We start from the raw sequence: 22,746 nt of genomic DNA, 5'->3' as shown, positions 1-22,746 counted from the left end.
ACCGGGTGTTGCACCGCGAAAAAAACTATCACCAGATACATTGCCAGACACGATGCCAATAAGTGACACGATTGATAGTATTTACCGCAGCGAATCGCGACGCGTATTCGCCACCCTGATTCGCCTGCTGGGCGATTTCGACATGGCTGAAGAAGCCTTGCAAGAGGCGTTCAAGGCGGCGATGGAGCAATGGCCGCGCGACGGCGTTCCCGATAAGCCGGTACCGTGGCTGGTATCGGCAGGGCGCTTCAAAGCGATCGACGGCATACGGCGTCAAGCCAGGTTTACCGCCTATGACGAGGTGGCCGAGACGATCGAGGCGATGGCCGACGAGACGCCGGCGCCGGACGAGCGCGAGCACGTCGAGGATGATCGCTTGCGGCTGATCTTCACCTGTTGCCATCCCTCGCTGGCAGCGGATGCGCAGATTGCGCTCACCTTGCGTGAGGTTTGCGGCCTGACCACGGAGCAGATCGCGCACGCTTTCCTGACTCCCGCGCCTACGCTGGCGCAGCGCATCGTGCGCGCCAAAGGCAAGATCCGCGACGCCCGCATCCCCTATCAGGTTCCCGGTCGCGACGAATTGCCGGCGCGACTCGGGACTGTCTTGCGTGTCATCTACCTGGTGTTTAACGAAGGCTATTCGGCATCCTCGGGGGCGACGCTGACACGCCATGATTTATCGCAAGAAGCGATCCGGCTGGCGCGCCTCCTGCTGGAATTGCTGCCCGCGCCTGAGGTCATGAGTTTGCTGGCCTTGATGCTGTTGCATGAATCGCGTCGCACTGCGCGCAGTACTGTGGGCGGCGACCTGGTGCCGCTGGATGAACAGGACCGGAGTTTGTGGAACGCCGAGCACATCGCCGAAGGTTCGGCGCTGGTGGCGCGCGCCATGTCAGCGGGGCACTTTGGAGCGTATGCGTTGCAGGCCGCGATTTCAGCGGTGCATGCGGAAGCGCGCCATGCCGAGGCCACCGACTGGGAACAAATCGTCGGCCTGTATGACGCCTTGCTGCGGCTGGAGCCGACCCCGGTGGTCGAGCTGAACCGGGCGGTGGCCATCGCCATGCATCAGGGGCCGGATAGCGGCCTAGCCTTGGTGGATAGCCTGATTGCCGGCGGCCAGTTGCAAAATTATCATCTGGCGCACGCAGCGCAAGCCGATTTGCACCGACGCCTGGGCCATGTGGCGGAAGCGCGGGCCGCTTACGGCCGGGCGCTGGCCTTGACCCAGCAAGAACCGGAGCGGCGCTTTCTGCATCGGCGCCTGGCGGCGTTGCCGGATTGAGAATGTATACGATGCTGGCCTGCGCCGGAAAAGTAAAAATATTCGAATAACTGTCGATTGCGCCGTGTGTGATTCGACTACCCAGTGTAAGTGCAAGTAAGTGTATATAAGCCGACGCCAGACAGGCATTGCACCGCCGGCTGCCGCCCACCAATCCTCGTCATCTATTGGAGACCAACATGAATTATCTATGCCTCGTCTATCTCGCTCAGGACAAGCTGCACGCCTGTCCGGACAGCGTTTGTTTTGCCTATGGGCAGGAGCTGCGCGAGAGCGGCCACTACGTCGCCGGGCAAGCGCTGCAACCGATAGCCACCGCGACCACCGTGCGCGTGCGTAACGGCCAGTTGACCTTGACCGACGGCCCGTTTGCCGAAACCAAGGAGCAACTGGCAGGTTTCTACATGATCGAAGCCAAGGATCTCAACGAGGCGATCCACTGGGCCTCGAAAATCCCGCCAGCCCGTTTTGGCAGCATCGAAGTAAGGCCGGTGCGGGAGCTCGACATAGGCAACATGGCGGCCGCCGACGAAGCCGTTTAAAGCCGTATGGGGGTCATGTGCATGGAACCACAAGTGGCGAGCGCCTGATGTATTTCCGTTATTGAGGAGTAAACAAAATGCAGAAAATTTCTCCATTCCTATGGTTCGACGGTAAAGCCGAGGAGGCAATGAATTTTTATACCTCGATTTTCAAAGATGCGAAAGTCGGCAACGTCATGCGTTACGGCGATGCCGGCCCCGGCCCCAAAGGCAGCGTGATGTCGGCGACATTCCAGCTGCATGGACAGGATTTCATCGCCTTGAACGGCGGCCCGCAATTCAGCTTCACGCCAGCCATTTCTTTCTTCGTGAATTGCGAGACGCAAGAAGAAGTCGATGAGCTCTGGGGCAAGTTCTCCGAAGGCGGCGAGCCGCAGGGCTGCGGCTGGATCAAAGACAAGTTTGGCCTGTGCTGGCAAATCATCCCGACCATTCTGGGCGAGCTGCTGCAAGACAAGGATGCCGCCAAAGCGCAAAGAGTCATGCAGGCAATGATGAAGATGAGCAAGATCGACAGCGCACTTTTAAAACAAGCTTACGAACAGCAGTAACGATACGAGCCGCCGCTTACAGCTTGTTGTCTTTTGCATAAAAATACAGGGCGGCGCTAACCCTTTTTGTTCTTAGTCGTCTTTCTTTGTACAGTAGCGCACATAAAAACACATCCGGCGTATATTATTAAGACCCGGATTGAGCATCGCCGGAGGGATTTCCAGAAGTCAAACCAGCTTGGAGTTTCTTCATGGACAAGCTACCTGACCCTAGAAAAAACCATTTGCTGGCGGCGCTTCCTGAAGCTGAGTGGCAGCGCTGGTTGCCGCAACTGGAAGCGATCGAGATGCCGCTCGGCCAAGTACTGTACGAATCGGGCAGTACGCTGAATTATGTCTATTTCCCGACCACCTCCATCGTTTCACTGCTGTATCTGCTGGAAAACGGCGCTTCGGCCGAGATCGCGGTGGTGGGCAACGAAGGCCTGGTCGGCGTTTCCTTGTTCATGGGCGGTGAAACCACGCCTAGCCGTGCGGTGGTGCAAAGTGCCGGCCAGGGTTTTCGGCTGCGAGCGCGGGTTATGAAAGAAGAGTTCAATCGCGCCGGGCCGGTGCTGCACCTGTTGTTGCGCTATACCCAGGCTTTGATCACGCAGATGTCGCAGACGGCAGTTTGCAACCGGCACCATACGCTGGACCAGCAACTATGCCGCTGGTTGCTGCTGAGCCTGGATCGGCTGCAGGGCAACGATCTGGTGATGACCCAGGAACTGATCGCCAACATGCTCGGCGTACGTCGCGAAGGTGTGACCGAGGCAGCGGGAAGTTTGCAGACGGCAGGACTGATTCGCTATGTGCGCGGACACATCACAGTGCTAGACCGAGAGGGGTTAGAGAAACGCACTTGCGAATGTTATGCAGTGGTCAAGAAGGAATGCGATCGGTTGCTCCCGGATAAATTGGCAAGCTGATTTAGCCGCCTGCGCTGTCTTGCCGGCGCTTCCATCAAATCTTCCTTATGTGTGCTAGCAGACGGTCAGGCGTAAATGCCTGTTGCAAACTGCTGGTAATACCCGACATTGTATTCGTCAATAAGGCGATCTTCATTTCGGTCCCGCTCCGGCAAACCAGTTAAGCCGGGCGGCAATATACCGGAGAACTAGTTTGGGCACCGTCGAGAACCATTTGATCGAGCTGCTTCCTCGCAAGGATCGCTTGCGTCTGCTGGCTGTCAGCGAGCAGATTGAACTGGAGTTGTCCGAAATACTGTGCGAGCCTGGCCTGGCTATCCGTCACGTCTATTTCCCCATCGAAGCATCGATTTCGTTGATGGCTTTGATTGATGGCAGTCCCGGTGTCGAGGTTGGCATGGTGGGGCGGGAAGGCATGCTGGGCGGGCAGATGGCGCTAGGTATGGTCACGGCCTCGGTGCATGCCGTGGTGCAAAGCCCTGGCGCGGTACGGCGCATAGGTGTCAATGCTTTTCGCAGCGAATTGGCGACGAGCCCGGCTTTACAGCGCGGCCTGCACCATTATCTGTATGTACGCATGGCGCAGATGACAACTTCGGCCGCCTGCCTGCGCTTTCATCTGATCGGTCCACGCTTGGCGCGTTGGCTGTTGATGAGCCAGGATCGTGCACATTCCGACAGCTTCCGTGTAACCCACGAATTCCTGGCCGCCATGCTCGGCGTGCGCCGTGAAGGCGTCACCGCCGCCGCCAGCGCCTTGCAACGTAAAGGGCTTATAGAATATCGACGCGGCAATCTCAAGGTGTTGAATAGAGCCGGACTGGAAGCCGCTGCATGCGGTTGTTACGCCGTCGAGCAGCAGGCTTATGCAGCACTGTTGTGCTGATTGTCGAGGCCCATGGAGCGGGCCGCTGTTTTTTTTCAGCAAGACGCCGCCAAACCTGTCGCAAGCAAGCTTGTCGGCTCTGCCGTACTACTGGCTACTTAGCGCTTCCCAGCCTGGTTACCGATGAGACCGCCAACTGCGGCGCCACCGACCGTGCCAACGGCGCTACCGTTGGTCAACACAGCACCACCGACCGCACCTATACCGGCGCCGATTGCAGTGTCCTGGCCACGGCGCGACATGCCGTCGCATGCACTCAAGCTAAGAACCATCAGCAGAGTCATCGCGCCGGCTGAAATCTTTTGCATCGTTTTCATGGAACACCTCTTTATCAAATGTCAAGTTATAGGAAAATACCTATACTATGGCTTTGAAAATAGCCGCAAAACGGCGTGTAGTCGGTACGGTAGCGCACCTAAGCCTGCTGGCGGAATTCAGGCCATCCTTTTGTATTCAGAGTAATCTTGGCATACAGTAGTTACAACGCGGGGAAGTGTGTTTTGGAAGGTTTTCCGCAGTTTACAGTCATCACTGGGAGTAACCAGCAATGAACCTCGACCAACTAAGCGCGGTGGCAAACGCTATCGTTGCAGAACCGAAAGGCATATTGGCGGCGGACGAAAGCGGGCCGACCATCAAGAAACGGTTTGATGCCATCAAACTGGAATGCAGCGAAGAAAACCGCCGCCGCTATCGCGAAATCCTGTTTACTACCGAGGGCGTCGAAGCTTATCTGGGCGGTGTCATCCTGTACGACGAAACGCTGCGTCAGAGCAGTGCCGACGGTACGCCGTTTGCGGAGCTGCTGGCGCGCCGCGGCATCATCCCCGGCGTCAAGGTAGACGGCGGCGCCAAGCCGCTGGCCTTGCATGCGGGCGAGAAAATCACCGAGGGGCTGGATGGTTTGCGCGAACGCCTGCTGGAGTATCGGCAACTGGGGGCCAGGTTCGCCAAGTGGCGCGGCGTGATCGAGATTGACGAACACGGCATTCCAAGCGCCTACGGCATCCGAGCCAACGCCCACGCTTTGGCGCGTTACGCCGCGTTGTGCCAGGAAGCCGGTATCGTGCCGATCGTCGAACCGGAAGTACTGATGGACGGTTCCCATAGCCTGGAACGGTGCGAGGCGGTGACCTCGCAAGTGTTGGAAATCGTGTTTGCCGAACTTGATGCGCAGCGTGTCGTATTCGAGGGCATGCTGCTCAAGCCGAATATGGTGATTGCCGGCATGAAGTGCACGCAGCAAGTCGATCTGTATCAAGTTGCTGCAGCCACCGTGCGTTGCCTGGTGCGCTATGTGCCGGCGGCGGTGCCGGGCATAGTGTTTCTGTCTGGCGGCCAAAGCGCGCAAGATGCGACTGCCCATTTGAATGCCATGAACCAGCTCGGCCCGCATCCCTGGCAAGTGAGTTTTTCTTACGGCCGGGCGCTGCAGGCGCCGGTGCTGACGGCCTGGAAGGGGCTGGAGCAGAATGTCGCCGAAGCGCAAAAAACTTTCTTTCGGCGCTGCCATTTGAACGGCTTGGCGCGCGCCGGCAAGTACGACAGCGCCATGGAAGCTACGCCGCTCTGAGGAGACTGCGGGAGGCCGTCTTTTAGCCGGAACTGCTGCGTATCCTGGCCACCGCAGGAGAGCGTAACCGGAAGCCGTCCGGCATGCCCGATCCCAGCAGCGGTTGCAGATAGAGCCGGAAAGCATCGGTGACATCGGTGCCGCTGGCGGCGATCAACTCATCTTCCATGACGCGGGTTTTGCCTGCCACCACATCCAGCGCCAGCAATTCATAGTTGACCGAATAATTTCCGTTGCGCTTGATCGCCACCGTACCGTTACGGTCATCGTGGACGGCAAACTGCAGCGCTTTTTCGCCGACTTCACGCGCTTCTCGCTGGTCCACATCCGAGACGCAACCCATGAACGAACGCTGCAGATAACCAAAGGTATCGCCGCGCACGCGCTTGATGTTCAATTTCGACTTGATCTCTTCGCACAGCAAGTCGGCCAGGGCGCCGTTGCCCGACAGTTGCACATTGCCGTGAGCGTCGCGCTCCACCGTCTTCGCCAGCAGGCTGGCGATAGGCGTGCCCGATGCATCGTGTATGCCTTCAGAGACCGCAATCACGCAACGGCCGAAGCGTTCATAAGCCAGTTTCACATCGGCCAGGAATTTTTCCAGCACAAAGATGCGCTCAGGCAGATAAATCAAATGCGGGCCGTCGTCGGCAAATTTCCTGCCTAGCGCCGCTGCCGCCGTCAAAAAACCGGCGTGCCGGCCCATCACCACGCCGACATACACACCGGGCAGGGCGGCGTTATCCAGGCTGGCGCCGGCAAACGCCTGCGCCACGAAACGCGCAGCCGATGGAAAGCCCGGCGTGTGATCGTTGCTGACCAGATCGTTGTCTATGGTTTTAGGGATATGGATGCAGCGTAGCGGGAAGGCCAGTTTTTCTGCTTCAAGACTGAGGATGCGCAGGGTGTCGGACGAATCGTTGCCGCCGATGTAAAAGAAATGATTGATCTGGTGCGCTTGCAGCACCTGGATGATTTCCTGGCAATATTTGAGGTCAGGTTTGTCGCGTGTCGATCCCAGTGCGGAAGACGGGGTGTTTGCCACCAGCTCCAGGTTGTGGCTGGTCTCCTGGCTTAGATCGAGGAAATCTTCATTGACTATGCCGCGCACGCCGTTCCGTGCACCATAAACCAGGTCGACATCGCGTACGCCGCGCGCCGCCAGGACCACTCCCACCAGGGATTGATTGATGACGGCGGTAGGGCCGCCGCCTTGCGCGATAAGGATTTTTCTGGAATGCATTTGCTTCCCCTTGAGCTATCGTTGAACGGAGCTATCCTTTGCCGATTCTACGCTCATCGCGCCAGCACAGCCTCGCGGCCACGGGCGTTATTTCCCCCAGATTTTCTTATACTCGCTACGGTAGCCGTTATTCGGTTCAAAGGTGTTTTGCTGGCCGCCGTGAAAGGCAATGTTCTGCTCGGTGAGCAGATACACCGGAGTGGCGTAGGCGCTGGCTTTTTCGCCGGCAAACGAGCGGTTCAGTTCGTCGATGATTTGCCAGCCTTGCTGGCTGAACGGTTCCGGTACGGTGGCGAGCTGGGCAGTCTTGCTGCGGATGCGTTGATAGGCCGTTTCAGAGCCTTCGCCTGCAGACAGCGCCTGCACTTTGTTGCTGGCGATAATCGCCGTCGAGGCTGGCGTTGCCAGCAGATCAAGGTAGTTGTCGTTGACGCCGATTATGTGCGTCCATTTCTTACCGAAACGCTGCGCCAGTGAAGTCAGCAGGGCGGGCATCTTGTCGGCGGCAGTAGTGGCGGGCAATGCCTCCACACTGAGCAGGCTGCAAGTCCGGCATTGTTTGACGACGGCGACGATTTCATTCGATTTCGATTGCGCGTACAGGCTGTTCGGATCGGTCAGGACCACCACCCCGGCCTTGCCGTTGGAGTCGACGACGCTTAACAGGGTCGCGATCAGGGCTTCTTCTTTAGGATCGGCAGTGACATTGGTAAACAAGCCATCGCTAGGGCCGATCCTGGTGGAAGCATGCCAGCCGACCACAGGTACATTTTGGCTGTTGGCGGCATGCATTTCCTTGGGTTGTTCGTTGGCGTCGATCCCGGCCAGCACGATGCCGTTCGGATTCAGCGCCAGCGCTCTGCTGAAGGCTTCCGCATGTTTGCTGTTGACGCCCCAGCAATCGATCACAAACACATCCCAGCCCGCGACCGCCGCTGCCTCTTTCACGCCATTGGCGACGCGCAAGACACTATTGTTCTTGAGGCTTGAGGCGATCAGTACAATCGATTTTTTTTGTGCTGCGATTTTCGGGCCGCTGGTGGGGCCGTCCCAAGTGGTTTTAAAAGCCATCGCTTTGGCGATTTTGGCGTTGGCGCGGTTCAGGAACAAGGTTGGATCTTCCTGCGCGAATGTGGAACTGATGAGGCCGAAGACAAGTGCTACCGTTACGAAATTAAAATGTGTCAATTTCATTATTTTTATCCGGATTTGACTGCTTATGGTCGGAGCGGATTTCCCGCCTGTTTTTTTTATTGCAAACTAATCGCTGCTCACTACTCCCTGTATTGCAAAATACATGCCTCTCCCTGAGCCAGTACTGACGCCGCTTTCAAGCAAATGAGCAAGCATGGAAAACGGCGTCGGCAACAGCGTGCCTAAGCTTACGCAAAGGTTAAATAATTGTCTATTGGAAATCAATTCTAAAATAAACAAGCGAGCTGTTTTTATATCGGAGCGATGACAAATGGACAAAAGGGCTAGCCGTCGCGCAGACGGCTAGCCCTTTATGGCGTGTTTCGGTAGCGGCAGATTGCCGCTTCAGGTCAGCGCCGAGGTGACCTTCAGGACTTCTTCCACGGTGGTGACGCCTTCCAGCACCTTCAGCGCACCAGCCAGGCGCAAAGGTTTCATGCCGTCGCTGATGCTTTGCTGCTTCAGCGCATGGATGTCGGTTTCGGTCTGGATCAGTTTCGAGAACGGTTGGCTGACGGTCAGCAATTCATACAGGCCGGTGCGTCCGCGGTAGCCGGTCTGGCGGCATTCCGGGCAGCCGACCGGATGATAGACGCTGGCCGGCTTGGGCAGCTTCCAGTTTTCCACCAGCGTGGCCCAGACGTCGTCGGCGACCTGGCCGTCGGCGCTTTTGCAATGGGTGCAGAGGGTACGCACCAGGCGTTGCGCCATGATGCCGATCAAGGTGGTTTCCAGCAGATAGTAGGGTACGCCCAGTTCCAGCAAGCGCATCACTGCCGACGGCGCGTCGTTAGTGTGCAAGGTGGATAGCACCAGATGGCCGGTGAGCGCCGCCTGGATTGCCATTTCCGCGGTTTCCAGATCGCGGATTTCGCCCACCATGATGATGTCAGGATCCTGCCGCATCAAAGCCCGCACACCGTCGGCGAAGGTGAGGTCGATGCCATGATTGACCTGCATCTGGTTGAAGGACGGCTCCACCATTTCGATCGGATCTTCCACCGAACAGACGTTGACTTCGGAAGTGGCCAGCGCCTTGAGGGTGGTGTACAGCGTCGTGGTTTTACCGGAGCCGGTGGGGCCGGTGACCAGGATAATGCCGTGCGGGCGTTTGGTCAGCGCATCCCAACGCAAGGCGTCGTCGCTCGGGAAACCGAGTTCCGGCAAGGTTTTCACCACCACGTCCGGATCGAAAATCCGCATCACCAGTTTTTCGCCGAAGGCAGTCGGCAAGGTCGACAAACGCAGTTCAATCTCCTGGCCGCCGGCGGTGCGGGTCTTGATCCGGCCATCTTGCGGCCGGCGCTTTTCGATGACGTCCATCCGCCCCAGCAATTTGATGCGCGCGGTCATGGCAATCATGACCACCGCCGGCACCTGGTAGACCTGGTGCAAGACGCCGTCGATCCGAAAACGGATGGCGCTGAAATCGCGCTTCGGTTCCATGTGGATGTCGGAGGCGCGTTGTTCAAACGCGTATTGCCACAACCAGTCGACGATATTGACGATGTGCTGGTCGTTGGCGTCGACTTGCTTGTTGGATTTGCCCAGCTCGACCAGTTGCTCGAAGTTGTTGCGCAGCGCCAGTTCCTGGCCGCCTGATTTATGCGCACTCTTGATCGATTTCGCCAGCGTGAAAAACTGCGTGATGTATTGCGTGATATCGAGCGGATTGGCAATCACCAGGCGGATATTGCGGCGCGTGATCTTGGCGATTTCCGCCTGCCATTCGGTGCGGAACGGCTCGGCGGTGGCGATTACCAGATCGGTCAGGCTCAGTTCGACCGGCAGGATATTGAAACGGGTGGCGTAACTGGCGGACATGACGTCGGCCACTTTGGCGAAATCAATCTTGAGCGGATCGATCCGGTAGAACGGCATTTGCACCTGGCGCGCCAGCCATTCGGTAAGCCACTCCAGAGTGATGACGCGATGCGGCGGCAACGCCGACTGGCGCTTGCACTGGGCTACGGCGTTAAGCGGATGGATCGCAATCGGGGCGTTGCGGAAAATCCCCTGCGCCTGGGTGTAGAAGGCTTTGACCTCATTCTTGTCGACCGTGCCATCGTTCAGCAACCAGGTGAAGATTTGCTGCAGGTCTAGTGTTTTTGGCGATGCGTTGTTCATTGCGATAGGAGTATCGATTAGTTGAGCAGCGTTGGTTGGTCCAGCCTAACTTCTTAATGCGGCGAATGCCAGGCCTTCAAGCCGTTGACCCAGGATTTGGCCGGCAGCTTGGTGGCCGCGGTAATTTCGGCGGCGCGTTCATATAGGGCGCCAAAATCGGCTGGCGGGGCTTTTTTGAAAGCGATGGCGATGACATTGCCTTCGTGGACTTCCGGCAGACACCAGACGTCGTCGAAGGCAAATTTCATGGCCTTCAGGTTCTTGGCATAACTGGGGTGGTCGCCGAACAGGTTGACGGTCATGACGCCATCATCTGTCAGGCAAGCCGCGCAAGCGCTGTAAAACTCGGGAGTGTCGAGCACCGGGCCGCGTGCGGTAGCGTCGTACAGATCGACCTGCAAGGCATCGATGCTGCCGTGGTTGAGCGGATCCAGCACGAAATCCATGGCGTCCATCTCCAGCACCGAGAGCCGTTCGTCATCGGCCGGTAGCTTGAACATGGAGGCGCAGATTGTCAGCACGGAGGGATTCAGTTCAATCGCCGTAACACGTGCGGCGGGGAACTGGCGATAACTGAATTTGGTCAGCGCGGCGGTGCCCAGGCCCAATTGCACGATGTGTTGCGGTTGCTGGTTAAATAGCATCCAGGCCATCATTTGCTGCGCATATTCGAGTTCCGGCCAATCCGGCTTGCGAATCCGCATGGCGCCTTGCACCCACTCGGTGCCGAAATGCAGGTAACGCACACCGTCTTGTTCGGACAGCGTGACGGGAGCAAATTTAGGTTTGCGAGCGGGTTTTGGCGTGTCTTTTTTTGCAACTTCGGAACGTTTTCCGGGGCCGGCCTTACGGTTGGCGTCGGCTTCTATGGATTTGCGTTTGATCAGCATGAGGCGAAATAGGGGGTGAAATAGCGGGCGTCGAATAAAAATGTAGGGCAATGATACCGCGCCGCAGCAGGAACTATGGCAAATCTTGCCTAATTCCTTGCTTTATTCATTACGTAATTTAAGCCGCGGCCGGCAATCTCAAGCCAGGCAATCCTGCAGCGCCAGCCAGGCGGCCAGCTTTTCGGCATACGGCCGGGTATAGGCCGGGCTGCTGGACGGCAGCTGGATGATGCGATAACGCTCAGCCTGCTGGCCCAGCGCCTTCAGCCCCAACCTGGCGGCGGTGCCGCCGTTGAAGGCGATGGCGGTCAGTTGCGGCAGGCTGGCGGCCAGGCTGGGCAGGTCGTTATGGACATGGTCGCGGATATTGCTGTCGAGGCTGCCATCGCGCCGCGCTTCGGCCACCACATCCCACAAACCGATATGTTTGGCCAGCAGCGTCTGCAGCCGCTCTGGATAGGGCAGCGCCGGCAGGTCGACGGCGGTCACTTGCGCCAGCAATTTCCAAAAGCGGTTTTGCGGATGTGCGTAATACTGGCTGTGGGCGAGGGACACATTGCCCGGCAGGCTGCCCAGTATCAGGATGCGAACCTGTTGATCCACCACCGGCGGAAAGCTGCGTTTGCGGGTCATCGTTGCTGGCCCTAGGAATGGAATTGGCGCAAGCCGTCAAGGTCAAGGATGGTGATGCTGCCGTAATCGACCTTCAACAGACCGGCCTTTTCCAATACTTGCAGCGCCTGGTTGGCGCGCTGGCGCGAAGCGCCGGACAGGTTGCCGACTTCTTCCTGGGAAATTTGCAGTTCGCGGCCTATGCCTGGATTCAGATAGGGGTTGAACAGTGCCGCCAGACAACGCGCAACCCTGGCGTCAGGTTCCAGCATGCGATCATATTCCACCAGCGAAATAAACAGCGCCAGCCGTTCATTCAGTTGCGTGACCAGGAAACGGTTGAATTGAATGCTGTTGTCAAGCAGCCATAGATAAGTAGCTTTCGGCATGTACAGCAGTTCGCTGTCGCGCAGCGCCACCACATCGTATTTGCGCGGCTCGCTCTTGAGCAGCGAGCCTTCGCCCAGCCAGCCGCCGTTCGCCATGCCGGCAAACGATACCGGTTTGCCCTCGGGAGAGACGCTGCTCATCTTCAGCAGCCCCTCGTGCACGCCTATCCAATGGCTGACCGGATCGCCTTTGTGGCAAACAAAGGCGCCAGCGGCAATCTTGCGGCTGAACACCTCCGCTTCAACGCGCGTCAGCTGTGCGCTGGTGAGCGAAGGGGCCCACATGGTTTTAGCCAGCATGTCTTTAATCGACGTCTCTTGGATCATTATGATGCGTTGCAATATCGCGTTTTAAAATTTATTGGCAATTGTCTGCGAGATGACAACCGCATCTCTCGGCTGACATTACTATCATCGCATAAAGCAGCGAATAACCGGCATGGGTACTACACTAAAGTAAGTGCAATGTAAGCATGCCGGTGCAGACTGACTAGACACTGACAAGGCGCATGGCGTCGATATCGAATCGATCTCATGGGCCCATATAAAAAAGGTGGGGACGATGGTGGAGACAACACGACGTCCAGGAGCGGAGACATTTCCAAGCCTGCTCCTGAAGCATGCCCAGCTACGCCCGCAGCGGCCGGCGTTCCGGGAAAAAGATCTCGGCATCTGGCAGGCCAGCAGCTGGGCCCAGGTTGCCGACGAAGTCAGAGCTTTTGCCTGCGGCCTGGCGGCGCTTGGCTTCCAGCGCGGCATGCGGCTGGCGATAGTCGGCAATAACTGCCCGCGGCTGTATTGGGCGATGTCGGCCGCCCAGTGTCTGGGCGGCATGCCAGTGCCGCTGTATCAGGATGCGCCTGCGGCTGATATGGCCTTTGTCATGGACGATGCGGAAATCGATTTCGTGGTGGTCGAAGACCAGGAGCAGGTCGACAAGGTGTTTGAAATCAAGCAGACACTGCCGCCGTCACGGCTAAGCCGCATCATCGTCGACGATGAACGCGGCCTGCGCAATTATCATCAGCCGGAATTGACATCGTTTGCCGAAGTGGCTGAGATGGGACGCGCTTACGACCAGATGCATCCGGCATTTTTCATGGCCGCGGTGGATGCCGGCCAGGCCGACGATATCGCTATCATCTTGTATACCTCCGGCACTACCGGCAAACCGAAAGGCGTTTGCCATTCGCACGCGGCAATGATCACCACTGCGCAGACGCTGGTCGAATTCGATCAGCTGAACGAACATGACGATCTGCTGTGTTATCTGCCGCTGGCCTGGGTCGGCGATTTCCTGTATTCGTTTGCGCAAGCACATATTGCCGGTTTCTGCCTGAATTGCCCGGAATCGCCGAATACCGTGATGACGGACTTGCGCGAGATCGGGCCGACTTACTATTTCGCACCGCCGCGCATCTATGAAAATATCCTGACGCAAGTCATGATCAGGATTGAAGACGCCGGCTGGATCAAGCGCAAGCTATTCCATGTCTTCATGGGCGTCGCCCGGCGTGTCGGCATCCGCATACTCGATAAGAAGCCGGATGTGGCGCTGGCCGATCGCCTGCTGTACGGGCTCGGCCATCTGCTGATCTACGGCCCGTTGAAGAATGTGCTGGGCATGTCGCGTATCCGTGTCGCCTATACCGGCGGTGAAGCAATCGGCCCTGACCTGTTTGATTTCTACCGTTCGCTGGGAATCAACCTGAAGCAGTTGTACGGCATGACCGAAACCTGCGTCACCGTCTGCATGCAGCCATCCGGCGACGTCAAGCTGGATACGGTGGGGCGGCCGATGAAGGGGGTCGAGGTGCACATCGATAGCAAGGGCGAAGTGCTGGTGCGTTCGCCGGGTTTGATGAAAGCGTATTTCAAGCGGCCAGACGCAACTGCCGAAGCGATCGACGCCGACGGTTATTTTCATACCGGCGACGCCGGTTTTTTCGACGGCGACGGCCATTTGAAAATCATCGACCGCGCCAAGGATGTCGGCAAGATGGCTGGCGGCACCTTGTTCGCGCCGAAGTACATCGAAAACAAACTGAAGTTTTTTCCCTTCATTAAAGAGGCGGTGGTGTTCGGCAACCAGCGCCAGCAATGCACCGCTTTCATCAATATCGATATGGATGCGGTCGGCAACTGGGCCGAGCGCCGCAACCTGGCTTACAGCAGTTATACCGACCTCGCGGCGCAGCAGGCGGTGTATGCGCTGATCGCCGGCTGCGTCGAAAAAGTCAATGCCGACCTGGTGCAAGATCCTTTGCTGGCGGCGTCGCAGATTCACCGCTTTTTGGTCTTGCACAAGGAGCTGGATGCGGATGACGACGAGCTGACGCGGACCCGCAAGGTGCGGCGCGATTTCATTGCTAAGAAATATGCCGTACTGATCGACGCCCTGTATGGCGGCAAGCAATCGCAGTACATAGAAACCCAGGTCAAGTTCGAAGACGGTCGGCAAGGCATGATCGCTGCCGATTTGCAGATCGCCGACGCCAAGACTTTTGCCAACATTGATAAAGCAGCCTGAGCCACTATGAGCGCGATCATGAAAAGAGATGTAACGGCGGGAGATGTAACTGCGGGAGATGTCTCGACGGAAGTCCTGCCGCTGGAGCCGGCGCCGCTAGCTTCAGTGCTGCGCGATCCGCGGCCGCAGGCGACCGGTAGAGAACGCAACATCGGCGAAGTGGTGCTGGATCTGCAAAATATCTCGCTCTCCTTCGGCGGCGTCAAGGCGCTTACCGATATCTCGTTCAATGTGAAAGAACATGAGATCCGCGCCATCATCGGCCCCAACGGCGCCGGCAAAAGCTCGATGATCAACGTCATCAACGGCGTCTATCATCCGCAACAGGGCAGCATCGTATTTCACGGCGTACCGCGCCACAGCATGCAGCCGAGCAAAGTGGCGCGGCAAGGGATCGCGCGCACCTTCCAGAATATCGCCCTGTTCAAGGGCATGACGGTGCTCGACAATATCATGACCGGCCGCAATACCAAGATGCACGCCGGTTTCCTGGCCAACGCCATCTGGTGGGGGCGGGCCCGCAATGAAGAGATGCAGCACCGGCGCAAGGTCGAGGAGGTGATCGACTTCCTGGAAATCCAGCACATCCGCAAAACCCCGGTCGGGCGCTTGCCTTACGGTTTGCAAAAAAGGGTGGAGCTGGCGCGGGCGCTGGCCGCTGAGCCCAGCATGCTGCTGCTGGACGAGCCTATGGCCGGCATGAATGTCGAGGAAAAACAGGACATGTGCCGCTTCATCCTGGATGTCAACGACCAGTTCGGCAGCACCATCGTGCTGATCGAGCATGACATGGGCGTGGTGATGGATATATCGGACCGGGTGGTGGTGCTCGATTACGGCAAGAAAATCGGCGACGGCACGCCCGATGAAGTCATGAACAATCCGGAAGTCATCAAGGCTTACCTAGGCAGCTCTCATTAGCTCTCACTGAATGGAGGCGATAAATGCAATTCTTCTTTGAAGTGGCGCTAAGCGGCTTGCTTTCGGGCCTGATGTATTCGCTGGTGGCGCTGGGTTTCGTGCTGATCTACAAGGCGTCCGGCGTGTTCAATTTTGCCCAGGGCGCGATGGTTTATTTTGCGGCGCTGGCGGTGGTCGGCCTGATGGATAAAGGCCTGCCCATGTGGGCGGCGATTATCGGCGCCTTCGCGGTGATGCTGGTGGTCGCCGTGGCGACCGAACGCCTGGTGCTGCGCAAGCTGGTCAACCAGCCGCCGATCACGCTATTCATGGCAACCATCGGCCTGGCTTTTTTCCTGGAAGGATTGGGGCCGATGCTGTTCGGCAGTGAAGTGCGGGCGATCAACCTGGGCATCGTCGACGAGCCGATTGCATCGGTCATGGATAGCTTTGGCATCGGCATTTCCAAATTCGATTTGTTCGCCTCGGGCATGGTGATAGTGCTGGTCTTGCTGCTGGCGCTGTTTTTCCAGAAAACCAAGGTCGGCCGCGCCTTGCGGGCAGTGGCCGACGATCATCAGGCGGCGCTCTCGCTGGGGATTCCTCTACGCCATATCTGGGTCATCGTCTGGGGCGTGGCCGGATTTGTGGCTCTGGTTGCCGGCTTGCTGTGGGGCTCGCGCAACGGCGTCCAGTTTGCCTTGACGATGACCGCCTTGAAGGCCTTGCCGGTATTGATCCTCGGCGGCTTTACCTCGATTCCGGGGGCGATTGCCGGCGGCTTGATTATCGGCGTATCGGAAAAACTGGCTGAGATCTATATTCCGCCGGTGATGCAAGACATGTTCGGCGGTAATTTCGGCGGCATAGAAGGATGGTTCCCGTATGTGTTCGCATTGCTGTTTTTATTGGTGCGGCCGGAGGGCTTGTTCGGTGAGCGCCATATCGATCGGGTGTGACGCTGTGCGTGTTTATAGAGCCTTGAGAATTCAAACGGAGAAATGCCATGCTTTATCGTGAGGCCGGACAGTTTAAAACCTCGTACATCGCGGATAGTCAGATATTCCCGATCCGCCAGGATCGCATCGGCATGGCCATCTTGCTGGCCATCGCCTTTGTCGGTATCCCGATGATCGGCAGCGAATACTGGTTTTCCGCGATCCTGATTCCGTTCCTGGTATTTGCGCTGGCGGCGCTAGGCTTGAACATACTGACCGGTTACGCCGGTCAGTTGTCGCTGGGCTCGGCGGCTTTCATGGCGGTGGGCGCCTACGCTGCCTACAATTTCCAGCTGCGGGTGGATGGCATTCCCATCTTGCTATCCTTTATTCTGGCCGGCTGTTGCGCGGCTGCGGTCGGCGTGGTGTTCGGCTTGCCGTCATTGCGGATCAAGGGTTTTTACCTGGCGGTGGCGACGCTGGCCGCGCAATTTTTCGTGGTCTGGGTGTTGACCAAGTTTTCCTGGTTTTCCAACAACAGCTCTTCCGGCGTCATCAGTGCACAAAAAATAGATCTGTTTGGCTTCGCCATCAACACCCCGGTCAGGAAATACCTGTTCGTGCTGGCGATTGTCTGCGTGATGGCGCTGCTGGCCAAAAACCTCGTGCGCTCCTCCACCGGACGGGCCTGGATGGCGGTGCGCGATATGGATGTGGCGGCGGAAGTCATCGGTATCCGCTTGATGCCGACCAAGCTGCTGGCGTTTGCCGTCAGTTCTTTTTTCTGCGGTGTCGCCGGCGCCCTGTACGCCTTCTGTTATCTGGGCTCGGTGGAGCCGGACGGCTTTTCCCTGGACCTATCGTTCCGCATCCTGTTCATGATTATCGTCGGCGGCGTCGGCAGCATCCTGGGCGCGTTTCTCGGTTCCGCCTTTATCCTGCTGCTGCCGATTTTCCTGGATAACGTGTTGCCGCCTCTGGCGACCTGGCTGCATCTGCCATTTACCAACGCCACGGTGTCGCATATCCAGATGATGCTGTTTGGCGGCCTGATCATTTTCTTCCTGATTGTAGAGCCGCACGGGTTGGCGCGCCTGTGGCAGATCACCAAGGAAAAATTGCGCTTGTGGCCGTTCCCGCATTGAATAACCCGCACTAGGAGACAAGATAATGAAAAACATTAAACGGATCATGCTTGCTGTCGCAGCTGCAGCCTGCATGCTCGCGCCAGCCTTGCCGGCGATGGCGCAAGCGCAGCCTAGCGATCAATTCATTGCGATCCCCAGCTACCGGGTCGGCCCTTACGGCAACAACGGCCAGTCCTATTACGGCGGTTATATCGATTACCTAAGCTACGTCAACCTGAAGGAGGGCGGCGTCAACGGTGTCAAGCTGTCCTGGGAAGAATGCGAAACCGAATACAACAATGCCAAGGGCGTCGAGTGTTACGAACGCCTGAAGGGCAAGAACCCGGTCACCAAGGGCACCGCCATCAACGCCATGGCGACCGGCATCGCCTATGCCCTGATCGACAAGACGGCGGAAGACAAAGTGCCGCTGTTGATGGTCGGTTACGGCCGTACCGATGCGGTCGACGGTTCGGTCTTCCCGTACGCCTTTCCGCTGGTGACTACCTACCAGATGCAGGTGTCGGCCATCGTGAAATACCTGGCAAGTAAGAACGGCGGTTCGCTGGCCGGCAAGAAGATCGTGTTCCTGTATCACGATTCGGCCTACGGTAAGGAGCCGATCGTGGCGCTGGAGGCCGAGGCGACGCTGGGCAAGTTCAAGCTGGTACAGATCCCGGTCGCCCATCCCGGCAACGAACAGGGCGCGCAATGGCTGAAAATCCGCCAGGAGAATCCGGATTACGTCATCTTCTGGGGCTGGGGCGTGATGAACCAGACGGCCTTGAAAGCGGCGCAAAAAGTCGGCTTCGCACGCGACAAGATCATCGGTTCCTGGTGGGCTGGCTCTGAGGAAGACACCATCCCGGCCGGCGACGCCGCCAAAGGGTATCTGAGCGCGACCTGGAATGTTTCCGGCAAAGCCGTGCCGCTGATTGCCGATATCGAGAAGGTGGTGTACGGCGCCGGCAAAGGCAATATGCAGGACAAGGCCAAGATCGGTTCGATACTTTATAACCGTGGCGTCTCGGCGGCAGTGGCCACGGTGGAAGCGATCCGCACCGCGCAAGCCAAGTACGGCAAAGGCAAGGTGATGAGCGGTGAAGACGTGCGCTGGGGATTGGAGAACCTGAACATCACCAACGCCCGCCTGCAGCAACTGGGTGCCAGCGGCCTGCTGCCTGAAATCAAGACTTCCTGCGACAACCATGAAGGCTCCGGCAAGATCAAGATCCAGCAATGGGATGGCGGCAAGTGGGTGTTGGTATCCGACTGGATCGAAGGCAACAAGAACCTGATCCATCCTTTGTTCAAGGCTTCGGCCGCTAAGTACGCCAAGGAAAAGGGCATTACTCCGGCTTGCATGAAGTAATTCCGGCGTCGGCGCTCGCCGGGGTGTCGACGTTTTTTGCCACCGTTTTTTGCCACCGTTTTTTGCCACCGTATACGGCCAGGTCAGCTAGAGGAAAGCATGGGTACAGCGCTCAACATCAACAACATCGAAGTGATTTACGATCACGTCATCCTGGTGCTCAAAGGGGTGTCGCTGGCGGTGCCGGAAGGGAAGATCGTTGCCTTGTTGGGCGCTAACGGCGCCGGCAAAAGCACGACCCTGAAGGCGATTTCCAATTTGCTGTCGGCGGAACGTGGCGATGTCACCAAGGGCAGCATCGAATACAAGGGCGAGCGGGTCGACCGCCTGACGCCGAACGATCTGGTCAAGCGCGGTGTGATCCAGGTGATGGAAGGGCGTCATTGTTTCGGCCATCTGACGGTGGAAGAAAATCTCTTGACCGGGGCTTATACCCGCAACGTCAGCAATACCCAGGTCAAACACGACCTGGAGAAAATCTACGATTATTTCCCGCGCCTGAAAACAAGGCGTAAATCGCAATCCGGGTATACCTCCGGCGGCGAACAGCAGATGACGGCGATCGGCAGGGCGATGATGGCCAAGCCATCGATGATTTTGCTGGACGAACCGTCGATGGGCCTGGCGCCGCAAGTGGTGGAAGAGATTTTCGAGATCGTCAAGGATTTGAACCGCAGGGAAAACGTGTCTTTCCTGCTGGCGGAACAAAACACCATGGTGGCGCTGCGTTACGCCGATTTCGGCTACATCCTGGAAAACGGCCGGGTAGTGATGGAGGGTGCTGCCAGCGAGTTGGCCAACAACGAAGACGTGAAAGAATTTTATTTAGGCGTATCGGCTGCAGGCCGCAAGAATTTCCGCGACATGAAATTTTATCGACGCCGCAAGCGCTGGCTGGCCTGACGTTCTCGTTTTTATATCAGCAGCTTCCCGCCCACGTATACAGGCCACGCCATGTCTGACATTCTCGATCCTCTAGAACAACGTCTGCCGCAACAACGTGAGGCGGACCTGATGGCGAACCTGCCGCAACTGATTGCGCGGGCTCAGGGTGCATCCGGCTGGGCGCGCATTCTGCACGGCGTACCTGCCGCCGAGATCCGCGACCGGGCCGCGCTGGCGCAATTGCCGCTCACACGCAAATCGGATTTGTACAATCTGCAGGCGCAGCAGCCGCCGTTCGGCGGCTTGACGACGACGCCGCACCGGCAACTGCGGCGCTTGTACGTTTCGCCCGGGCCGATTTTCGACCCAGAAGGATATAGCCAGGACTGGTGGCGCTTCGCACGGCCGATGCGGGCCTTGGGATTGCGCGCCGGCCATCTGATCCAGAATTGCTTCGCCTACCATTTCACGCCGGCCGCCTTCATGGTCGAAGGGGCGGCCAGCAAGCTTGGCTGCGCCGTGATCCCGGCCGGCAGCGGGCAGACTGAATTGCAGGTGCAGGCAATGTCGGCCTTGCGTCCGGACGCCTATGTCGGCACGCCGTCTTTCCTCAAGATCATTATCGAAAAAGCGCGTGAGATGGGAGCGGATATCGCCACCCTGCAACGGGCGCTGCTCAGCGCCGAGGCCTTGCCGCCGTCGCTGCGCCAATGGTTCCAGGATAACGGCGTGCCGCACGTGCTGCAATTGTATGCCTCGGCCGATATCGGCAATATCGCTTACGAATCACTCAGCAACGGCCAGCTCAATCCGGGTATGATTCTGGACGAGGATCTGATCCTGGAAATCGTGCGGCCGGGCAGCGGTGATCCGGTCGCCGTTGGCGAAGTAGGCGAGGTGGTGCTGACTTCTTTCAATCCGGATTATCCTTTGATACGTTTTGCTACAGGCGATTTGTCTGCGGTGCTGGAGGGCGTTTCGCCATGCGGCCGCACCAATACCCGCATCAAGGGTTGGATGGGGCGTGCCGACCAGGTGACCAAGGTGCGCGGCATGTTCGTTCATCCGTCGCAGCTGGCAGAGGTGTTGAAACGTCATCCGCAGATTCTGAAAGCGCGGCTGGTGGTGAGCGGTGCAATGGCGAACGATGTGATGACGCTGCATTGCGAGTTGGCGGCTGCGGCGGCCGATGCCGCTGAGCAGATTGCGACTAGTCTGCGCGAAGTGACTAAGTTGCGCGGCGAGGTTTTATTTGTCGCGCCGGGCAGTTTGCCGAATGACGGCAAGCTTATCGAGGATGCACGCAAATACGAATGAGGGAAGTAGCCGATGTCGAAACAAGTGATCGTGATTACCGGCGCCAGCCGCGGTATCGGCGCTGCTACCGCCCATCTGGCCGCTGCCCGTGGTTATGCGGTGTGTGTCAATTACGTGCATAATCGCAGCGCCGCCGAACTGGTGGTCGATGCGATCCGCAAAACCGGTGGCGAAGCTTTGGCGGTGGCCGCCGATGTTGCGGTCGAGGCGGACGTGTTAAAGCTGTTTCAAACCGTGGATGAACAACTAGGCACGCTGACCGCCCTGGTCAACAACGCCGGGATTCTGGAGCGGCAGATGCGCGTTGATGAAATGGATCTGGCGCGTTTGCAGCGCGTGTTTACCACCAATATCGTCGGCAGTTTCCTGTGCGCGCGTGAAGCGGTGCGCCGCATGTCGACTCGCTTCGGCGGCCACGGCGGCGCCATCGTCAATCTGTCGTCGATGGCGGCCAAGCTGGGCGGTCCGGGCGAATATGTCGATTACGCTGCATCCAAGGGAGCTATCGACGCCATGACGGTTGGCTTGGCGAAGGAAGTCGCCGACCAGGGCATCCGCGTCAACGCCGTCAGGCCCGGCGTCATCTATACCGATATTCATGCGAGCGGCGGGGAACCGGGCCGGGTCGATCGGGTCAAAGCGTCGGTGCCGATGCAGCGTGGCGGCAGCACCGAGGAAGTGGCGCGGGCGATCATGTGGCTGGTATCGGACGAGGCGTCGTATTCGACCGGTGCATTTATCGATGTTGCCGGCGGCCGTTGATGTGGCGCGGTTCTAAAGGCAAGCGGAGCGCCGGCTCTGATCTTTTGACGAAATCCCGGCTGCCTGCGAAAATTGATAAAATGCGCGGTGTTGGCGAAAGTGCAATCCAATGATGCTGCAATAGGCTGGGTCGGCAACCCCTCTGTTGGTGCGCTTCGTGGCTTATTTTTATGCGGCAATTTTAGTGTGAGAACAATTTATGATGGAGTTAATAAGAATGAAGAAACTGATCGTAGTCGCTGCTCTGGTGGCATTGGGCGGTTGCGCCGTGACCCCGAATTCGGCAAACGTGTATACCAGCAGGCAGGCTCAGGGCGAGCAGTCGGTGCGTATGGCGGTGGTTGATTCGGTGCGTCCGGTCACCATCGACAAGAATCGCGGGGACAACGCTGCCGGCACCTTGGCCGGCGGTGCGCTCGGTGGGGTTGCTGCCGGTTCGCTGATCGGTAAGGGTAACGGTTCGCTGGCGGCTGGCGTGGTTGGCGCGGTACTTGGCGGGATTGCGGGCAACCAGGTCGAAAGTAACCTGAACCAGCGTCCAGGGCTGGAAATTACCGTGCGTCTGAATAACGGCGAGTTGCGCGCGATTACCCAGGATGCTGACGAACGCTTCAATGTCGGCGACCGCGTCCGCTTGCTGTCATCGGGCGGCGTTACACGGGTCACGCATTAATAGCTGGCGCACTAATAGCTTTATCAAGCGCTGGTA

General features: G+C 58.0%; 22 protein-coding genes. 15 read left to right on the top strand and 7 right to left on the bottom strand.

The window, feature by feature from the left end; genetic code table 11:
- Nucleotides 1–52 precede the first annotated feature (52 nt).
- From VNZ60_RS17135 to VNZ60_RS17115, 5 genes are all read left to right on the top strand, one after another.
- A complete protein-coding gene (locus VNZ60_RS17135) occupies nucleotides 53–1,288 on the top strand; it encodes an RNA polymerase sigma factor (RefSeq protein ID WP_325661203.1) in 1,236 nt (411 codons plus the stop codon).
- A 179-nt stretch (nucleotides 1,289–1,467) separates the two neighbouring features.
- Entirely contained in the window at nucleotides 1,468–1,830 is a 363-nt protein-coding gene (locus tag VNZ60_RS17130) for a YciI family protein (protein ID WP_325661202.1), read from the top strand.
- A 77-nt stretch (nucleotides 1,831–1,907) separates the two neighbouring features.
- The gene (locus VNZ60_RS17125) at nucleotides 1,908–2,381 is read left to right on the top strand and encodes a VOC family protein (RefSeq protein WP_325661201.1); all 474 of its coding nucleotides are present in this window, start codon (nucleotides 1,908–1,910) and stop codon (nucleotides 2,379–2,381) included.
- Between the two features lie 191 nt (nucleotides 2,382–2,572).
- The gene (locus VNZ60_RS17120; RefSeq protein WP_325661200.1) at nucleotides 2,573–3,292 is read left to right on the top strand and encodes a Crp/Fnr family transcriptional regulator; all 720 of its coding nucleotides are present in this window, start codon (nucleotides 2,573–2,575) and stop codon (nucleotides 3,290–3,292) included.
- 193 nt (nucleotides 3,293–3,485) lie between these two features.
- Complete coding sequence (locus VNZ60_RS17115) at nucleotides 3,486–4,178, top strand: Crp/Fnr family transcriptional regulator (protein WP_325661198.1); 693 nt, start codon at nucleotides 3,486–3,488, stop codon at nucleotides 4,176–4,178.
- Between the two features lie 98 nt (nucleotides 4,179–4,276).
- Here VNZ60_RS17115 and VNZ60_RS17110 read toward each other — a convergent pair whose 3' ends face one another.
- Complete coding sequence (locus VNZ60_RS17110; protein ID WP_325661196.1) at nucleotides 4,277–4,495, bottom strand: glycine zipper 2TM domain-containing protein; 219 nt, start codon at nucleotides 4,493–4,495, stop codon at nucleotides 4,277–4,279.
- Nucleotides 4,496–4,725: 230 nt separating this feature from the next.
- Here VNZ60_RS17110 and VNZ60_RS17105 point away from each other — a divergent pair, with 230 nt between their 5' ends.
- A complete protein-coding gene (locus tag VNZ60_RS17105) occupies nucleotides 4,726–5,751 on the top strand; it encodes a class I fructose-bisphosphate aldolase (RefSeq protein WP_325661194.1) in 1,026 nt (341 codons plus the stop codon).
- Between the two features lie 22 nt (nucleotides 5,752–5,773).
- Here the strand turns inward: VNZ60_RS17105 and VNZ60_RS17100 are convergent, their stop codons facing one another.
- The 6 genes from VNZ60_RS17100 to VNZ60_RS17075 all read right to left on the bottom strand — a co-directional run bounded on the left by VNZ60_RS17100 (nucleotide 5,774) and on the right by VNZ60_RS17075 (nucleotide 12,506).
- Nucleotides 5,774–6,994, bottom strand: coding sequence for a 6-phosphofructokinase (locus VNZ60_RS17100; RefSeq protein WP_325661192.1), 1,221 nt, complete (start codon nucleotides 6,992–6,994; stop codon nucleotides 5,774–5,776).
- A gap of 87 nt (nucleotides 6,995–7,081) precedes the next feature.
- Complete coding sequence (locus VNZ60_RS17095; RefSeq protein ID WP_325661190.1) at nucleotides 7,082–8,188, bottom strand: substrate-binding domain-containing protein; 1,107 nt, start codon at nucleotides 8,186–8,188, stop codon at nucleotides 7,082–7,084.
- Between the two features lie 345 nt (nucleotides 8,189–8,533).
- Entirely contained in the window at nucleotides 8,534–10,315 is a 1,782-nt protein-coding gene (tfpB, locus tag VNZ60_RS17090) for a type IV pilus assembly ATPase TfpB (RefSeq protein ID WP_325661188.1), read from the bottom strand.
- A gap of 53 nt (nucleotides 10,316–10,368) precedes the next feature.
- A complete protein-coding gene (locus VNZ60_RS17085; protein WP_325661186.1) occupies nucleotides 10,369–11,205 on the bottom strand; it encodes a spermine/spermidine synthase domain-containing protein in 837 nt (278 codons plus the stop codon).
- Between the two features lie 138 nt (nucleotides 11,206–11,343).
- Complete coding sequence (locus VNZ60_RS17080; protein ID WP_325661184.1) at nucleotides 11,344–11,838, bottom strand: DNA-deoxyinosine glycosylase; 495 nt, start codon at nucleotides 11,836–11,838, stop codon at nucleotides 11,344–11,346.
- 11 nt (nucleotides 11,839–11,849) lie between these two features.
- Entirely contained in the window at nucleotides 11,850–12,506 is a 657-nt protein-coding gene (locus VNZ60_RS17075) for a Crp/Fnr family transcriptional regulator (RefSeq protein WP_325661318.1), read from the bottom strand.
- Between the two features lie 262 nt (nucleotides 12,507–12,768).
- Here VNZ60_RS17075 and VNZ60_RS17070 point away from each other — a divergent pair, with 262 nt between their 5' ends.
- The 9 genes from VNZ60_RS17070 to VNZ60_RS17030 all read left to right on the top strand — a co-directional run bounded on the left by VNZ60_RS17070 (nucleotide 12,769) and on the right by VNZ60_RS17030 (nucleotide 22,710).
- On the top strand, nucleotides 12,769–14,736 hold the full coding sequence (locus VNZ60_RS17070) for an AMP-dependent synthetase/ligase (protein ID WP_325661182.1): 1,968 nt from the start codon (nucleotides 12,769–12,771) through the stop codon (nucleotides 14,734–14,736).
- Between the two features lie 18 nt (nucleotides 14,737–14,754).
- Nucleotides 14,755–15,657, top strand: coding sequence for an ABC transporter ATP-binding protein (locus VNZ60_RS17065; protein WP_325661180.1), 903 nt, complete (start codon nucleotides 14,755–14,757; stop codon nucleotides 15,655–15,657).
- Between the two features lie 23 nt (nucleotides 15,658–15,680).
- Nucleotides 15,681–16,595: a branched-chain amino acid ABC transporter permease gene (locus tag VNZ60_RS17060; protein WP_325661178.1), complete on the top strand. Its 915-nt coding sequence runs from the start codon at nucleotides 15,681–15,683 to the stop codon at nucleotides 16,593–16,595.
- A 47-nt stretch (nucleotides 16,596–16,642) separates the two neighbouring features.
- Nucleotides 16,643–17,719, top strand: a complete 1,077-nt coding sequence (locus VNZ60_RS17055; protein WP_325661176.1) for a branched-chain amino acid ABC transporter permease — start codon at nucleotides 16,643–16,645, stop codon at nucleotides 17,717–17,719.
- Between the two features lie 25 nt (nucleotides 17,720–17,744).
- A complete protein-coding gene (locus tag VNZ60_RS17050; RefSeq protein WP_325661174.1) occupies nucleotides 17,745–19,073 on the top strand; it encodes an ABC transporter substrate-binding protein in 1,329 nt (442 codons plus the stop codon).
- Nucleotides 19,074–19,172: 99 nt separating this feature from the next.
- Entirely contained in the window at nucleotides 19,173–19,976 is an 804-nt protein-coding gene (locus tag VNZ60_RS17045) for an ABC transporter ATP-binding protein (RefSeq protein WP_325661172.1), read from the top strand.
- A gap of 51 nt (nucleotides 19,977–20,027) precedes the next feature.
- A complete protein-coding gene (locus VNZ60_RS17040; protein ID WP_325661170.1) occupies nucleotides 20,028–21,275 on the top strand; it encodes a phenylacetate--CoA ligase family protein in 1,248 nt (415 codons plus the stop codon).
- Between the two features lie 12 nt (nucleotides 21,276–21,287).
- Nucleotides 21,288–22,037: an SDR family oxidoreductase gene (locus VNZ60_RS17035; RefSeq protein WP_325661168.1), complete on the top strand. Its 750-nt coding sequence runs from the start codon at nucleotides 21,288–21,290 to the stop codon at nucleotides 22,035–22,037.
- A 217-nt stretch (nucleotides 22,038–22,254) separates the two neighbouring features.
- A complete protein-coding gene (locus tag VNZ60_RS17030) occupies nucleotides 22,255–22,710 on the top strand; it encodes an outer membrane lipoprotein (protein WP_325661166.1) in 456 nt (151 codons plus the stop codon).
- Nucleotides 22,711–22,746: the final 36 nt, after the last annotated feature.

It is taken from the genome of Collimonas sp., from assembly GCF_035566375.1.
Classification (GTDB): Bacteria; Pseudomonadota; Gammaproteobacteria; order Burkholderiales; family Burkholderiaceae_D; genus Collimonas.
The sequence above is the reverse complement of the archived record's forward strand: the minus strand, read 5'-3'. Positions and strand labels throughout refer to the sequence as shown.

Bases quoted from the DNA above. Each gene is read 5' to 3' on its own strand.
- VNZ60_RS17135 (WP_325661203.1), top strand. From the start codon at position 53: ATGCCAATAAGTGACACGATTGATAGTATTTACCGCAGCGAATCGCGA.
- VNZ60_RS17130 (WP_325661202.1), top strand. From the start codon at position 1,468: ATGAATTATCTATGCCTCGTCTATCTCGCTCAGGACAAGCTGCACGCC.
- VNZ60_RS17125 (WP_325661201.1), top strand. From the start codon at position 1,908: ATGCAGAAAATTTCTCCATTCCTATGGTTCGACGGTAAAGCCGAGGAG.
- VNZ60_RS17120 (WP_325661200.1), top strand. From the start codon at position 2,573: ATGGACAAGCTACCTGACCCTAGAAAAAACCATTTGCTGGCGGCGCTT.
- VNZ60_RS17110 (WP_325661196.1), bottom strand. From the start codon at position 4,495: ATGAAAACGATGCAAAAGATTTCAGCCGGCGCGATGACTCTGCTGATG.
- VNZ60_RS17105 (WP_325661194.1), top strand. From the start codon at position 4,726: ATGAACCTCGACCAACTAAGCGCGGTGGCAAACGCTATCGTTGCAGAA.
- VNZ60_RS17100 (WP_325661192.1), bottom strand. From the start codon at position 6,994: ATGCATTCCAGAAAAATCCTTATCGCGCAAGGCGGCGGCCCTACCGCC.
- VNZ60_RS17095 (WP_325661190.1), bottom strand. From the start codon at position 8,188: ATGAAATTGACACATTTTAATTTCGTAACGGTAGCACTTGTCTTCGGC.
- tfpB (WP_325661188.1), bottom strand. From the start codon at position 10,315: ATGAACAACGCATCGCCAAAAACACTAGACCTGCAGCAAATCTTCACC.
- VNZ60_RS17085 (WP_325661186.1), bottom strand. From the start codon at position 11,205: ATGCTGATCAAACGCAAATCCATAGAAGCCGACGCCAACCGTAAGGCC.
- VNZ60_RS17080 (WP_325661184.1), bottom strand. From the start codon at position 11,838: ATGACCCGCAAACGCAGCTTTCCGCCGGTGGTGGATCAACAGGTTCGC.
- VNZ60_RS17075 (WP_325661318.1), bottom strand. From the start codon at position 12,506: ATGCTGGCTAAAACCATGTGGGCCCCTTCGCTCACCAGCGCACAGCTG.
- VNZ60_RS17070 (WP_325661182.1), top strand. From the start codon at position 12,769: ATGGTGGAGACAACACGACGTCCAGGAGCGGAGACATTTCCAAGCCTG.
- VNZ60_RS17065 (WP_325661180.1), top strand. From the start codon at position 14,755: ATGAAAAGAGATGTAACGGCGGGAGATGTAACTGCGGGAGATGTCTCG.
- VNZ60_RS17060 (WP_325661178.1), top strand. From the start codon at position 15,681: ATGCAATTCTTCTTTGAAGTGGCGCTAAGCGGCTTGCTTTCGGGCCTG.
- VNZ60_RS17055 (WP_325661176.1), top strand. From the start codon at position 16,643: ATGCTTTATCGTGAGGCCGGACAGTTTAAAACCTCGTACATCGCGGAT.
- VNZ60_RS17050 (WP_325661174.1), top strand. From the start codon at position 17,745: ATGAAAAACATTAAACGGATCATGCTTGCTGTCGCAGCTGCAGCCTGC.
- VNZ60_RS17045 (WP_325661172.1), top strand. From the start codon at position 19,173: ATGGGTACAGCGCTCAACATCAACAACATCGAAGTGATTTACGATCAC.
- VNZ60_RS17040 (WP_325661170.1), top strand. From the start codon at position 20,028: ATGTCTGACATTCTCGATCCTCTAGAACAACGTCTGCCGCAACAACGT.
- VNZ60_RS17035 (WP_325661168.1), top strand. From the start codon at position 21,288: ATGTCGAAACAAGTGATCGTGATTACCGGCGCCAGCCGCGGTATCGGC.
- VNZ60_RS17030 (WP_325661166.1), top strand. From the start codon at position 22,255: ATGAAGAAACTGATCGTAGTCGCTGCTCTGGTGGCATTGGGCGGTTGC.